Origin of the sequence: Gordonia marina, from assembly GCF_052036135.1 — a bacterium.
GTDB lineage: Bacteria > Actinomycetota > Actinomycetes > Mycobacteriales > Mycobacteriaceae > Gordonia.
The window spans coordinates 15160-28444 of sequence record NZ_JBPSDN010000006.1; the positions used below are offsets into that span (position 1 = coordinate 15160).

At 70.4% G+C, this 13285-nt stretch carries 15 protein-coding genes; 9 read left to right on the plus strand and 6 right to left on the minus strand.

Features of this window, described 5'->3' with window-relative positions; genetic code table 11:
* From ACSEEN_RS04855 to ACSEEN_RS04870, 4 genes are read right to left on the minus strand one after another with little or no spacing between them, the layout of a single operon-like run.
* Complete coding sequence (locus ACSEEN_RS04855; RefSeq protein ID WP_440712511.1) at window positions 1-813, minus strand: DUF1295 domain-containing protein; 813 nt, start codon at window positions 811-813, stop codon at window positions 1-3.
* Window positions 810-2159: a class I SAM-dependent methyltransferase gene (locus tag ACSEEN_RS04860; protein WP_440712512.1), complete on the minus strand. Its 1350-nt coding sequence runs from the start codon at window positions 2157-2159 to the stop codon at window positions 810-812. Before ACSEEN_RS04860 ends, ACSEEN_RS04855 begins: the two co-directional genes overlap by 4 nt.
* Entirely contained in the window at window positions 2137-2967 is an 831-nt protein-coding gene (locus tag ACSEEN_RS04865) for a DUF1365 domain-containing protein (RefSeq protein ID WP_440712513.1), read from the minus strand. The genes ACSEEN_RS04860 and ACSEEN_RS04865 overlap by 23 nt, the downstream gene beginning before the upstream one ends.
* On the minus strand, window positions 2964-4292 hold the full coding sequence (locus ACSEEN_RS04870) for an NAD(P)/FAD-dependent oxidoreductase (RefSeq protein ID WP_440712514.1): 1329 nt from the start codon (window positions 4290-4292) through the stop codon (window positions 2964-2966). Before ACSEEN_RS04870 ends, ACSEEN_RS04865 begins: the two co-directional genes overlap by 4 nt.
* 150 nt (window positions 4293-4442) lie before the next feature.
* On the opposite strand from ACSEEN_RS04870, the gene ACSEEN_RS04875 reads away from it, so the two are divergent.
* A complete protein-coding gene (locus tag ACSEEN_RS04875; protein WP_440712515.1) occupies window positions 4443-4865 on the plus strand; it encodes a hypothetical protein in 423 nt (140 codons plus the stop codon).
* 41 nt (window positions 4866-4906) lie between these two features.
* Window positions 4907-5545, plus strand: coding sequence for a lipocalin family protein (locus ACSEEN_RS04880; RefSeq protein WP_247864212.1), 639 nt, complete (start codon window positions 4907-4909; stop codon window positions 5543-5545).
* A 37-nt stretch (window positions 5546-5582) separates the two neighbouring features.
* Here the strand turns inward: ACSEEN_RS04880 and ACSEEN_RS04885 are convergent, their stop codons facing one another.
* Window positions 5583-5738 (minus strand): hypothetical protein, encoded by a 156-nt coding sequence (locus ACSEEN_RS04885; protein ID WP_247864213.1) that lies wholly within the window; start codon window positions 5736-5738, stop codon window positions 5583-5585.
* Between the two features lie 34 nt (window positions 5739-5772).
* Window positions 5773-7158, minus strand: a complete 1386-nt coding sequence (locus tag ACSEEN_RS04890; RefSeq protein WP_247864214.1) for a glycine--tRNA ligase — start codon at window positions 7156-7158, stop codon at window positions 5773-5775.
* 257 nt (window positions 7159-7415) lie between these two features.
* Here ACSEEN_RS04890 and ACSEEN_RS04895 point away from each other — a divergent pair, with 257 nt between their 5' ends.
* The 7 genes from ACSEEN_RS04895 to ACSEEN_RS04925 form a co-directional block, all read left to right on the plus strand.
* Window positions 7416-7748: an ArsR/SmtB family transcription factor gene (locus ACSEEN_RS04895; protein ID WP_298446403.1), complete on the plus strand. Its 333-nt coding sequence runs from the start codon at window positions 7416-7418 to the stop codon at window positions 7746-7748.
* Window positions 7745-8149, plus strand: a complete 405-nt coding sequence (locus tag ACSEEN_RS04900; RefSeq protein WP_247864218.1) for a Fur family transcriptional regulator — start codon at window positions 7745-7747, stop codon at window positions 8147-8149. The genes ACSEEN_RS04895 and ACSEEN_RS04900 overlap by 4 nt, the downstream gene beginning before the upstream one ends.
* Window positions 8150-8202: 53 nt before the next feature.
* Window positions 8203-8940, plus strand: coding sequence for a Clp protease N-terminal domain-containing protein (locus ACSEEN_RS04905; RefSeq protein WP_440712516.1), 738 nt, complete (start codon window positions 8203-8205; stop codon window positions 8938-8940).
* Between the two features lie 135 nt (window positions 8941-9075).
* Window positions 9076-9897 carry an alpha/beta fold hydrolase gene (locus tag ACSEEN_RS04910; protein ID WP_298446407.1) on the plus strand — a complete coding sequence of 274 codons (822 nt, stop codon included), beginning with the start codon at window positions 9076-9078 and terminating at the stop codon, window positions 9895-9897.
* Complete coding sequence (locus ACSEEN_RS04915; RefSeq protein WP_247864222.1) at window positions 9894-11186, plus strand: hypothetical protein; 1293 nt, start codon at window positions 9894-9896, stop codon at window positions 11184-11186. The genes ACSEEN_RS04910 and ACSEEN_RS04915 overlap by 4 nt, the downstream gene beginning before the upstream one ends.
* Window positions 11187-11293: 107 nt before the next feature.
* The gene (locus tag ACSEEN_RS04920; protein ID WP_440712592.1) at window positions 11294-12415 is read left to right on the plus strand and encodes a GNAT family N-acetyltransferase; all 1122 of its coding nucleotides are present in this window, start codon (window positions 11294-11296) and stop codon (window positions 12413-12415) included.
* A gap of 45 nt (window positions 12416-12460) precedes the next feature.
* On the plus strand, window positions 12461-13285 hold an 825-nt coding region (locus tag ACSEEN_RS04925), incomplete at its 3' end, for an acyl-CoA dehydrogenase family protein (RefSeq protein ID WP_440712517.1).

The window sequence follows — 13285 nt, forward strand, 5'->3', positions numbered from 1 at the left end:
CTACCCGCCGCTCGGGTCACGCCGCCGGGGCGGTCTCGGGAGGAAGAACGACGTGCGGCGCCGATACTCGGCGTAGCCGGGACGGTCACTCATCGACCTCTCCAGCAGTCGTGCTCCCGTGGCCACGACCAGGAAGTAGGTCATCGCCATCGGCGACGCGACGGTGACCACTCCCGGCCACGCGCTGGCCGCCACCAGCCATATCCCCCACCACAGGCACGCGTCCCCGAAGTAGTTCGGGTGCCGCGACCACGCCCAGACTCCGGAGTCCATGATCGTTCCCGCGTTCGCCGGATCCGCCTTGAAGCGCCGGAGCTGAGCGTCACCGATGGCCTCGAAGCCGAAGCCCACGATCCACAGCGCCACGCCCGCGCCCAGTACGACCACGGCGGGCCCGGAGGTCGGGCCGCAGACGGCCGACACCTGGACGGGCAGCGACACGAACCACTGCGCCGCCCCCTGCGTGCCGAAGACCCGCCGTGCCGCGGTGCGCGCCGGCGGGCCGTCGTACTTGGCGAGCAGCGCCGTGTATCGCGGGTCCTCGCCGTGGCCGCGGCACTTGACGTACATGTGCCACGACAGGCGGACGCCCCAGAGCGTCACCAGCCCTGCCAGCAACCATCGGCGCAACGGATCGCCGTCCCCGATCGACAGCGCCAACCATGCGACCCCGACGAATCCCAGGCCCCATCCGACGTCGACGACGTTGTAGCGGCCGATCCGGTGGCCGATGGCGAACGCCACCGTCTGCAGCACCGCCAGCCACACCAGCGAGGCGCCCGTGAGCACCCCGAATCCCGCCCATCCGGTCATCGCGAGAATCCCAGCTGCACGACGTCGAGGTAGCCCGACCGAAAGCCGGCCTCGGAATAGGCCAGGTACAGCTCCCACATCCGCAGAAAGGTTCGGTCGAAGCCCAGAGCGAGGACGTCGTCCTCGCGGGAGCGGAATCGTTCCCGCCACAGCCGCAGGGTCTCGGCGTAGTGCGGACCGAACGACGAGGTGCCGGTCACCCGCAGCGAGGTCCGCTCCCCGACGACGTCGCCGATCCCCTCCAGCGACGTGAGCTGGCCGCCGGGGAAGACGTATTTCTGCACCCACGTGTAGGTGTTCTCCGACGCCAGCAGTCGGCCATGCGGCATGGTGATCGCCTGGATCGCGGCGCGGCCGCCCGGCCCGAGCAGCCGATCGATGGACCGGAAGTACTCGGGCCAGTACTTGCGTCCGACGGCTTCGATCATCTCGACGGACACCACGGCGTCGTATTCGCCCGCGACCTCCCGGTAGTCGCAGAGATCGACGGTCACCCGGTCGCCGAGCCCGGCTTCGGCGACGCGGCGGCGAGCCAGGTCGCATTGCTCGGCCGACAGCGTCACCGACCGCACGACGGCGCCCCGCTGCGCCGCGCGCAGGCACAGCTCGCCCCAGCCGGTGCCGATCTCCAGCAGCCGAGTGCCTGGGCCGACACCGGCGACGTCGAGCAGACGATCGATCTTGCGGCGCTGCGCCGCGGGGAGATCGCTCCACGAGAACAGGGTCTCCCCGGACGGTTCGCGCTCGAACAGCGCACTGGAATAGCTCATCGTCTCGTCGAGGAAGGCCGCGAACAAGTCGTTGGACAGGTCGTAGTGCCGTGCGACGTTGGCCCGGGTGTTGGCCGTCGTGTTCTCCTCGTCCGCGGGCGGCCCCGGCAGGACCAGTCGACGCAGCACCTGGAGCGGACGCGGGACCAGCACCGCCGTCTCGCGGGCGAAGGGGGTCAGCACGCCGACGAGGTCGTCGGTGGTCCAGTCCCCCGCCATGTACGCCTCTCCGAATCCGATGAGCCCGGTGGCCCCGATCCGGCGGACGAACGGGCCCGGCCGGCGGACGACCATTCGTGGCACCTCGGCCCCCGCCGATCCGCCGGTGACGCCGCCGGGATACTCGACCCGCACGCCCACGCGCCGGGCCGCGCGGCGGAACAACGCGGACGCGGCGGCGCCCCGGGCGCGCGCCGCCGCCCCCGCGGGCACGACGTCGAGGCCGGGCCACCGCCGATCCGCCGGCACCGATTCGCCCTCAGCGGCCGTCTCGCCGGCGATGGCGTCACCATCCACGGCGTCGTCTACTACGTCGTCTTCGACTACAGAGCCTTCACAGGCGGTGCGTGCGCTCATGTCCCGACCTGCCATCCTTTCGCGTTCGATCGTCGTCGTTGCGGTGTTCGGTGTCGGCCGTCATCGGCCGGTCTTGTGCGGGCCGCGGCATGATCGGTAGTCCCCGACGCCACAGCCGGATGCCCTGCAAGCGGATCCGGGCCGCCACCACCCACGGCGCGAGGGGTGTCGTCACCTGCGCGAGCAGGACGCGCCGGGCCGTCGCCGGCCGGGCCCGGCCGGTCAGGGCGGCGAAGAACGGCCCGGTCTCCGCCCGTTCCAGAACGATCGAGATCCGCACCCGACCGTCGGCCGCGGGCTCCGGGACCGACAGCCGATAGCGTCCGCTCACATCGTTGAACGGGGACACGTAGAAGTCCTTGTCGGCCAGCGCACGGCCGGACGGATCGACACCGACCACGTAGCAGTGCCGACCGCCGTAGGTGTTGTGGACCTCGGCGACGACGTAGGCGAGTGCGCCGTCGTGCCGATGACACCAGAACACGCTCAACGGGTTGAACACGTATCCGGCCACGCGCGGCGACATCAGCGCGGTCACCGGTCCGTTCGCCGGCTCGACACCGATCGCCCGCAGGTGGTGTTCCAGCCTGGTCCGCAGCGTCTGGCCCGGTGCGTACGGTTCCGGGAAGTGGTCGCCGGCCCGGAAGCGGGCGAGGGGCCGGAGCGGGGCGGGCAGTCGCGGCGGATGGTCGATGTCGATCAGCCACGTGCACGTCCGGTAGGCGAAGGCGTGCGCGATCGGTCCGGTCCGGCGGTGGACCACTCGTGCGCCGACGATCGAGGGAAGCAGAGAGGTCGACGACGTCATCGGTCCTCCTCGGACGGCGCGGGTGCCGACCAGTCGACACCGAGCGCCCGCGCCGCGCGCACACCGGACGCCGCACCGTCCTCGTGGAAACCCCAGCCGTGGTAGGCCCCGGCGAACACGACCCGCCCGGTATCCAGCTCGGACAGCCGGGCCTGTGCCGCCACGGAGTCCAGCGTGTAGACCGGATGCTCGTAGGTCATCTCATCCAGAATCGTGCGGGGATCCACCACGTCGGTCCGGCCCATCGTCACGAGCATCCGGGGCTCGTCGGTGGGCAGCCGCATGAGCCTGGTCAGGTCGTAAGTCACGACGATCGGCGAGGGTGCCGCACCGGCGCCCGGCCGAAGCACCTCGTCGCGGACCTGGTAGTTCCACGACGCGCGCGCCCGGCGAGCCCTCGGCAGGACCGACTCATCGGTGTGCAGCACCGCATGCTTCCGCAGATACGGCATCGCGCCGAGGATCTCCCGCTGCCGCATCGTCGGCCGTGCGAGGAGCGCGAGCGCCTGGTGCGGGTGCGTCGCGACGACCACCGCGTCGAAGGTCTCGGTGCGGGTGCTCCCGCCCCGCTCGGAGACCACCTCGACCCCGGTATCGGTCTCCCGCACCGCCCGGACCGGCGACGACACCCGAACCTCGCCCCGCGCGGCGACGCCACGCGCGAGGGCGTCGACGTAGCTGACCGACCCGCCCACCACGGTGCGCCAGGTCGGCGAACCGAACACCGACAGCATGCCGTGGTGGTCGAGGAAGGTGAACAGATAGCGCGCCGGATAGTGGGCCGCGGTGTCCGCGTCACACGACCACACCGCGGCGACCAACGGATACAGGAAGTTCTGCCGGAAGTATCCGGAGAATCGCTCACGGTCGACGAAGCCGGCGAGCGATTCCCGCGCGTCGCCGGTGTCGAGCGTCCTCCGCGCGGCGCGGTGGAACCGGCGGATCTCGGCGAGCATGCGCACATAGCGGGGTCTGGCGACGTTCGCGGCGGTCGGGAACAGCCCGGTGAGTCCGCGCGCACCCGCGTACTCGAGTCCGGTGATCTCCGAGCGGACGGACATCGACATATCGGTGTCCCGCGTCCGTACCCCCAGTTCGGCGAGGAGTCGTTGCAGGGTGGGATAAGTGCGGTCGTTGTGCACGATGAAGCCGGTGTCGACGGCCAGTTCGGTGCCCGACGGCGTCGTGACGAGGTGGGTGTGAGCGTGCCCGCCCAACCGGTCGTCGGCCTCGAACAGAGTCACCGGATGCGCTTCGGCGAGCACGTGCGCGGCGGCCAGGCCGGCGACACCGCTGCCCACCACCGCCAGGGATCGGAAGGTCATACCCGCTATTCGGAGCCGCCTCGGATCCGGATGGGTGCGGTCACCGCACCGGATCTCCGGCGGTTCGCCGAGCACACCCATCCGGAACGGGCCCGGCTCCGAATGATGAGTGAGCAGCGAGACACGCTGCCGTCGTCACAAGGAGTGATCATGAACTCGAACGCACGCTTCGCGATCGGACTTCTGCTGTGCGGCGCCGGCTTGTCGGCCGCCGCCGGCCTCGCCGGCACCGGTGCCGCCCAGGCCGCCCCGGACGTCTGCGGTGCGCTCCCCGGCCAGTCGTCGACGATGACGACGTGCTCGGCGAAGGCCGGGCCGGATGCCATCGGCCTCGCGATCAGCGACGGCGGTGGTATCGCCTGGTCGCAGGGTGACGGCCTCTCCGGTCCCGCCGCCATCGCGATCGGCCCCGGCGCGTCGGTGCAGGCCACGGGCATCCGGCCCGGTCTGTCCATCGGGATCGCCGGGCCCGGCGCTCACGTGGTGATCGACGGCAGGAAGGGACCGGTGTGCAGCGGCAAGGGATTCGCGTTCGCCGGCGACTTCCAGACGCTGCGGGGTTGCCGGCAGTAGGCCGCCGCCACCATCCGCACCCATCTCGACAAGGAATAGCTATGACAATCCGGTTCCACCTGGGCCGACGGGCGCTCTCGGGCCTCCTGGCCGTGACACTCGCCGCCGCCACGGCGCTCGCCGCCGCGCCCGCGCACGCCGCGCCCGCCGGTTCTCTCCAGCCGGTCCCGCGCCTCGACGTCGAACGCTACCTCGGCACCTGGTGGCAGCAGGCCGCCATCCCGGGCTTCTACAGCGTCCGGTGTCTGCGGGACACCTCCGCCCACTACGGTCTGATCGACGCCACGACGATCTCGGTGAACAACACCTGCGTCTCGCCGGCCGGGCGGCCCGACGGCATCCGCGGGCAGGCGAAAGTCGTCGATCCGCGGTCCCGGGCGCAACTCTCGGTCAGCTTCCCCGGGGTACCGGGGACCCTGAACCCGCAGAACACGCCGAACTACATCGTCACCTGGGTGGCGGACGGCCCTCGCCCCGGAGATCCGTACGAGTACGCCATCGTCGGTGACCCGACGCGGCTGTCCGGGTTCATCCTCAGCCGAGACCGGGTGATCTCCACCCGGACCCTGCTCATGCTGCGCGACAAGGCCGAGGAACGCGGCTTCAACACGTGCCTGTTCCTCACTTCTCCCACGACCGGCGGCCGGAGCGACTACCTGCCGCTGTGCCTGGTCCGCTGAGCCCCGGACCGCGGTGGGCGGCGCGGCACCCGCCCGCTCACCGCGTCCGCTGCCGGTAGAGCCAGACGCCGAGAACCAGCAACCAGATCGGCAGGACCACGGCGAGCATCGTCCACTGCTTCTGGCCCACCATCATCGCGGCGGCGATGAACATCAGCACGGCGCTGAAGAACATCACGAAGTTCGGGTTCACGGTCGACGCTCCTTCGGCGGGGCTTCGTGATCGACTACGCGCCGAGCAGCTTGCCGCCGAGGTACTCGGCGACCTTGTCGAGAGCGACGCGCTCCTGCGTCATGGCGTCCCGCTCGCGGATGGTCACGGCGTGGTCGTCGAGCGTGTCGAAGTCGACGGTGACGCAGAACGGGGTGCCGATCTCGTCCTGGCGACGGTAGCGCTTGCCGATGCTCTGCGCGTCGTCGTACTCGATGGCCCAGTGCTTGCGCAGCTCGTCGGCGAGATTGCGCGCGGTCGGCGCGAGCTCGTCCTTCTTCGACAGCGGCAGCACCGCGGCCTTGATCGGGGCGAGACGACGGTCGAGCCGGAGCACGGTCCGGACGTCGGTGCCGCCCTTGGCGTTCGGCACCTCTTCCTCGGTGTACGCGTCACACAGGAAGGCCATCATCGAGCGGCCGAGGCCGGCCGCGGGCTCGATCACGTACGGGGTGTATCGCTCGCCGGTGGCCTGATCGAAGAAGCTCAGGTCCTCGCCGGAGGCCTTGCTGTGCGTCGACAGGTCGTAGTCGGTGCGGTTCGCGATGCCCTCCAGCTCACCCCACGGATTCCCGGAGAAGCCGAACTTGTACTCGACGTCGGTGGTGCCCTTGGAGTAGTGCGACAGCTTCTCCTGCGGGTGCACGAAGAGGCGCAGGTTCTCCGGGTCGATGCCGAGGTCCACGTACCAGTCGTGGCGGGCCTGGATCCAGTACTCGTGCCACTTCTCGTCGTCGCCCGGCTTGACGAAGAACTCCATCTCCATCTGCTCGAACTCGCGGGTGCGGAAGATGAAGTTGCCCGGCGTGATCTCGTTGCGGAAGCTCTTGCCGATCTGCGCGATGCCGAACGGCGGCTTCTTCCGCGAGGTGGTCAGCACGTTCTTGAAGTTGATGAAGATGCCCTGCGCGGTCTCCGGGCGGAGGTAGTGCAGGCCCTCCTCGTCGGCGACGGGGCCGAGGAAGGTCTTGAGCAGACCGGAGAACTCGCGCGGCTCGGTCCAGGCCCCGGGCTGACCGGTCTCCGGGTCGTTGATGTCGGCCAGACCGTTCTCCGGCGGGTGACCGTGCTTCAGCTCGTACGCCTCGATGAGATGGTCCGCGCGGTAGCGCTTGTGCGTGTGCAGCGACTCCACCAGCGGGTCGGTGAAGACGTCGACGTGGCCGGACGCCTCCCAGACCTGACGCGGCAGGATCACCGAGGAGTCGAGACCGACGACGTCGTCCCGCGAGGTGACCATGCTGCGCCACCACTGGTCCTTGATGTTGTTCTTCAGCTCGACGCCGAGCGGCCCGTAGTCCCACGCCGAACGCGTACCGCCGTAGATCTCACCGCACGGGAACACCAGGCCACGCCGCTTGGCGAGGTTGACGACGGCTTCGACTTTGGATTGCACGGCCACGGCTGACTGATCTCCAGGATTGAGGACTTGACTGAACGGGCATCTCACTTGTCAAGTGACACACGCTGCTCAACAGGCTATCTCGCCGGCGGGCGGAGGGAACGACTGGCTCGACTTCGCTCGATCGGTATGGACGCTGCTCGACGGCTTCCGGGCCGTCACCTTCGCAGAATATCGCGCGATCATGCATGCACGACTAGCCACATGGAAACGATTGCAAATAGGATGGACGCAACGCTCCGCGAAAGGACACCCGGGTGACTCAGACCGACCTTGCCCCGACCGCGTCGACGGCCGCCGACCACGCCGCCGCCAGCGAACTGCTGCGCGCACTCGCCGCACCCGCCCGGATCGCGATCGTGCTATCCCTCAACGAACGCGCGATGTGCGTCCACGAACTCGTCGACGCCCTCCATCTCAACCAGCCCCAGGTGAGTCAGCACCTCAAGGTGCTCAAGAACTCCGGCGTCGTCGCCGGGAACCGGCGCGGCCGCGAGGTGGAGTACACGCTGGTCGACGATCACATCGCGCACATCGTGCTCGACGCGCTGACCCACGCCACCGAAGGCAAGCAGGAGCGTGGCGCGTGACCCCCACCAAACCCGTCACCGGCCAGCGGACCACCCGCCAGCGTTCCGCGATCGCCGACCTCCTCGTCGCCACCGACGACTTCCTCTCGGCGCAGCAGCTGCACGACCAGCTGGTCGCCCGCGGCGACTCCATCGGCCTCACCACCGTCTACCGCAATCTTCAGGCGCTGGTCGACGCCGGTCAGGTCGACGCGATCTGGGACGGCTCCGGCGAGACGCGCTACCGCCACTGTTCGGACGAGCACCATCACCATCTGGTCTGCCGGTCGTGCGGGACCACGGTCGAGGTCCAGGCCGAGCCGGTCGAGAAGTGGGCCGCGCGAGTCGCCACCGACCACGGCTTCCAGGACATCTCACACACGGTCGAGATCTTCGGCACCTGCGCCGGCTGCGCCGGCTGACCAGTCGTCAACCAATGGTTGACGATTACCGATCGTCAACTTATGGTTGACGCATGTCCGAAAGCACCTCTCCCGCCCCCGCCATCCGCCTCGACGACCTGATCGACGCCATCAAGAAGGTCCACGACGACCCGCTCGACCAACTCACCGACGCCATGCTCGCCGCCGACCACCTCGGCGACGTCGCCGACCACCTGATCGGCTACTTCGTCGACAACGCCCGGCGCACCGGCGCCTCGTGGACCGACATCGGCGCTTCGATGGGCGTCACCAAACAGGCCGCGCAGAAGCGCTTCACCCCCAAGGAACCCGGAACCGCGGCCGACCTCGACGCGAACCAGGGCTTCAACGCCTTCACGCCGCGGGCACGCTCGGCCGTCGCCGCCGCGCACACCATCGCCAAGGACGCCCGGAACGCCGAGGTGACCCCGGCCCACCTGCTGCTCGGGATCCTCGACTCGCCCGAATCGCTGGCCGTCGTCCTGATGGAGAAGGGCGGCGTGGATCTCGCCGCACTCGGCGACCGCGCCCGCGCCGCCTTCCCGGCCACGTCCGACGAGATCCCGGCCCTCATCCCGTTCGACGCCGCCGCGCGCAAGACACTCGAACTGACCTTCCGCCAGGCACTGCGGCTCGGCCACAACTACGTCGGCACCGAGCACGTGGTCCTCGCACTGCTCGACGTCGAGGACGGATCCGGCCCGCTGAGCGACTCCGGCGTCGACACCGCGGACTTCGAGGCCCGGCTCCTCGAGATGCTGGCGAGCCTGAAGCCGGACGGCGAGTCGTAACGCGGCGGCGGGTGCGCCGCCGGACCAGGTATTCCGCGCAGTGCGGTTGCAACCAGCGTCGGCGCAATCGTTGAGCGGCGGCGTCTTCCACACGAGTCTGGGAATCCCCGGCCCCCGGATTCAAGGAACGACGACATGCCCCACTTCGACGGCGCCCGCGGGCGTGTGTACTACCGCCACTGGCGAGCCGCCTCGCCGACCGGCGACAGCTCCCGGACCGGCGCCCCGCGCGCCACCCTGGTGTTCCTGCACGGCTACGGCGAGCACAGCGGCCTCTACCACCGGTTCGCGAATCAGCTGAACGCCCGCGGCATCGAGGTCTGGGCACTCGACCAGTACGGGCACGGTCTCAGCGACGGCGACCGCGGCCGCATCGAGGAACTCGGCGACGCGGTCGACGCCGCCCAGCGGCTCGTCGTGCGTGCCACCCGGGAGCACCCGGAGACACCGGTCTTCCTCGCCGGACACTCCCTGGGCAGCGTCGTCGCCGCGCTCACCGCGCTCGCCGGCCCCGGCCGATTCCGCGGCCTCATCGTCAGCGGCAGCGCCCTGAGCCCGCTCCCCTGGCTCGACGACGCCGACCCCGCCCCGGTCGAACTCACCCTCGACGCCCTCTCGGCCGACGAGTTCTACCGCGACGAACTCGTCAACGACCCGCTCGCCTTCACCGAGGGCGACCTCGTCGCCCTCGCCTCCCGCCTGTTCCCGCCGGCCTGGACCGTCCTCGCCGAGGACCTGCCCGGTCTCGACCTGCCGATCCTCGCCGTGCACGGCGCCGACGATCCCGTCGCCCCACTGGACCTGCTCCAGGACTGGCGTGATCGCCTCGGCGACCTGCGCATCGAGGTGTTCGACGGCGCTGCCCACGACGTGCTCAACGAGGTGGCGCACCGCGAGGTCGCGGCGGTGATCGGCGACTTCATCGACGCCGAGTCGGCGGCGAAGGCCGCGGCGTGAGCGGCGCGTCGACCCTGCACGTCACCGATGCCGAACGGGCGGCGCTCACGACGGCCGCGCAGTTTCCGCTGTTCGACGCGATCCGCGGCCGTCGTTCGCGGCGGTTCCCGGTCGGCGGGTCGATCCCGTCCGGGGAACTCGCGTACACGAGTTCCGAACCCGTCCAGCCGCTGTCGGAGACCGAGCGGGCCGTCGTGCTGTCCGCGGTCACCGGGGTCACCGGATTCCACTTCGGCATCACCCACCACCCCGGCTACGCCCCGAAGCTCCCCAACTATCCCGGCACCGCCGTCGGCCGCACCTTCCCGACCGCCGCCGGGTTCGGTACCACCGACTTCTTCTTCACCGACGACACCGGCACCTACTTCCTCTCCAGCCGTGATTCGCTCCCCGAACCCGCCGACACCGGCGACGACCTGGAGGACTGGCTGAACCAGACGGTGTCCCGCTATCGGAAGCTCTCCGACCGGCGTATTCACCTCCCCCGCGAGGAGCCCTATCTGGAGGGCCACAACACCTGGATCGCCAACCACCCCGGCTCCCTGCTGGTGATCCCGGTCGCCGACCTCGCCCAGCACTTCATCGCCAACCTCGCGTTCTTCCTGCAGAACGGCTACGGCGTCTACGACGACGTCAACCACCGTCCGATCCCGGGTGCCGACGACTCCTCGCTCCGCCATGCGGGCGAGCCCTTCCCGCTCTCGTTCGTCGAGCAGTACACCCTCGCCGAAGCGAGCGCCGAACTGATCACCGCCGCCTACAACGGGCATCTGGTCCTCGGCGCGCTCGGCCTCGGCGGCTGGACGTTCGACGGCATCGACCGGCTCTCGATCCTCGGCGCCTCCGGCGACCCGGACGTGCCCGGACTCGGCTTCGACGTGCAGTACGACGACCGCTGGGCGCTGCCCAATCCGACCGGTCTCCCCGGGGTGTTCGAGACCCTGTCCCGGCCGCACGTCAGCGACGCCGCCGAGGCGGTGGAGCGCTTCGTCGAGCGCAAGTTCGGCCCGGGCGGACCACTCCACCCGCGGACGCCCGGACCGTGGCACGACACCGCTCGCGTCCGCGGATCCGCCGCCCCCTACGACCGGCGTTTCCGCGACCTGCTGACCGCGCAGGTGGCCTACGTCGACGACACCTTCGGGAAGATCCCGGGCACCGTCCCCACCGTCCACATCCTCAACTATCTGCAGGCCCAGCACCTGGATACCGCCTTCTACGACACCCACTTCACGCCCGGCGCCTACCTGTCCACCCATCGCGACCACCAGAAGGCGTGGCACTCATGACGCTCCAGCTCGACGACGCCGCACCCGCCCTCGAGACCGGGGTGCGCCTGGACGCCGTCACCGACCCCGACCGGATCCGGGAGACCTTCGCGACCTTCACCCGCGCGATGCTCGGCCTCGACCTGGCGCACGTCGATCCGGTCGACCTCATCGAACCCGGCCGCTATCTCGCGGCCTTCGACGGCGATCGGGTGATCGGCGGTGCGGCGTCGTACACCGGCACCCTCACCGTCCCGGGCGGTGCGCGAATCCCACACGCCGCGGTCAGCCAGGTCGGCGTGCTGCCGACCCATCGCCGCCGCGGGATCGTCAGCGCCCTGCTCCGGCGTCAGCTCGACGACGCCGCCGCGCGCGGGGAACTCGTCGCGTCGCTGCGCGCCTCCGAGGCGACCATCTACGAACGGTTCGGCTACGGCGTCGCGACCCGCAGCCGGTCGGCGACCGTCGACCGGCGCCGCACCGAGCTACGCGACACGGTGCTCGGCTCCGGCACGATCCGGCTCGCCGACGACACGCCCTCCGTGGTGGAGGGGATCTACGCGTCGGGCGGCGGGGTCGGCAGGATCTCCCGGCACGACGGGTGGTGGCGGTCCCAGGAACGACACGCCGCCGCCCACCCCGGACCGCGCTACACCGCCGTGCACAGCACCGGCGGCGCCGACGACGGCTACGTGGTCTACCGCCCGCTCGACCAGGCGGGCTGGTTCACCAGCCGCGAGAAGACCATCGTCGTCGACGACCTCGTCGCGCACTCCGACGCCGCCTACCGCGGCCTCCTGCGGCACCTGTTCGGCCTCGACCTGGTCGACCGCATCCGGTTCGGGGCGCTCGCCGTCGACGACCCGCTGCCCCTCGCGCTGACCGACGAACGCGCGTTCACCTCCGGGCCGGTGCACGACGAGACCTGGCTGCGTCTGATCGACGTCGAACGTGCCCTCGACGCCCGTATCTACCGGCCGGCCCCCGCCGTGGTCCTGGCCGTGCACGACCCGCTGCGCCCGCAGAACTCCGGCGTCTACGAGATCGGCCCGGCCGGGGTGTCCCGCACCGGGGCACCGGCCGAGGCGACCGTCGGCGTCGCCGAGCTGGCGTCCGCGTATCTCGGCGGTACCGACTGGTGGCGGCTCGCCGCGACCGGACGGATCGTCGTGCACCGGCCCGGCGCGGCGGAACGTCTCGACGCCCTGTTCGCGACCGATCGCCGGCCGTTCGCCGGCACCGTCTTCTGAACCACCGCTCCCGAACCACCGCCCCACCTCAACGAGAGAACCCCGATGACCGACACGCTCGCCGCGACCACCTCCCGCACCTATCTGCGGCCGCCCACCGCCGACCGCGATCTGCTGTTCGCGCGTTTCACCCCCCTCTTCGCGCAGATCGCCGAGGGGAACGTGGACCGCGAACGCAGCCGGACCTTTCCGTACGCGCAGGTGGACCTGCTGAAGACGAACGGTTTCGGCCTGCTGCGGATCCCGGAGGAGTTCGGCGGCTACGGCGCATCGCTGGAGCAGACCTTCGACCTGCTCGCCGCGCTGGCGGCCGCCGACCCCAACGTCGCGCACGTCTGGCGCAACCACCTGGCCTTCGTCGAAGACCGTCTCAACGCGCCCCGCTCGGCCGCCACCGACCGCTGGCTCGCCCGCTTCCGCGACGGCGAGTTCGTCGGCGGCGGCTGGACCGAGGCGAGCAACGGCACATTCGCGAACATCGCCACCACCGTCCGCCGCGACGGGGACGTCTACCGGGTGGACGGCGCGAAGTTCTACGCCACCGGCAGCCTCTACGCCGACTGGCTCGACGTGATCGGCGCCTCCGAGGACGGCCTGCTCACCGCACTCGTCCGCCGCGACGATCCGGGGGTCGAACTCACCGATGACTGGACCGGATTCGGGCAGCAGACCACCGCGAGCGGCAGCGCCACCTACGCCGGGGCGGCGGTGGACCCGGACGATGTCTTCGGCATCACCGAGCGCTTCGTCTATCAGGGCCACTTCTATCAGGTGGCGATCCTGGCCGTGCTCACCGGCATCACCGCCGCAGCCGTCCGCGAGGGGACGACGGCGTTGGGGGGGGGGGGGGGGGGGGGGAGGGGGGGGGGG

Coding starts and splice junctions, on each gene's coding strand:
- ACSEEN_RS04910 (WP_298446407.1), top strand. CDS start 9,076: ATGCCCCACTTCGACGGCGCCCGCGGGCGTGTGTACTACCGCCACTGG.
- ACSEEN_RS04875 (WP_440712515.1), top strand. CDS start 4,443: ATGAACTCGAACGCACGCTTCGCGATCGGACTTCTGCTGTGCGGCGCC.
- ACSEEN_RS04865 (WP_440712513.1), bottom strand. CDS start 2,967: ATGACGTCGTCGACCTCTCTGCTTCCCTCGATCGTCGGCGCACGAGTG.
- ACSEEN_RS04870 (WP_440712514.1), bottom strand. CDS start 4,292: ATGACCTTCCGATCCCTGGCGGTGGTGGGCAGCGGTGTCGCCGGCCTG.
- ACSEEN_RS04860 (WP_440712512.1), bottom strand. CDS start 2,159: ATGAGCGCACGCACCGCCTGTGAAGGCTCTGTAGTCGAAGACGACGTA.
- ACSEEN_RS04920 (WP_440712592.1), top strand. CDS start 11,294: ATGCTCGGCCTCGACCTGGCGCACGTCGATCCGGTCGACCTCATCGAA.
- ACSEEN_RS04855 (WP_440712511.1), bottom strand. CDS start 813: ATGACCGGATGGGCGGGATTCGGGGTGCTCACGGGCGCCTCGCTGGTG.
- ACSEEN_RS04880 (WP_247864212.1), top strand. CDS start 4,907: ATGACAATCCGGTTCCACCTGGGCCGACGGGCGCTCTCGGGCCTCCTG.
- ACSEEN_RS04905 (WP_440712516.1), top strand. CDS start 8,203: ATGTCCGAAAGCACCTCTCCCGCCCCCGCCATCCGCCTCGACGACCTG.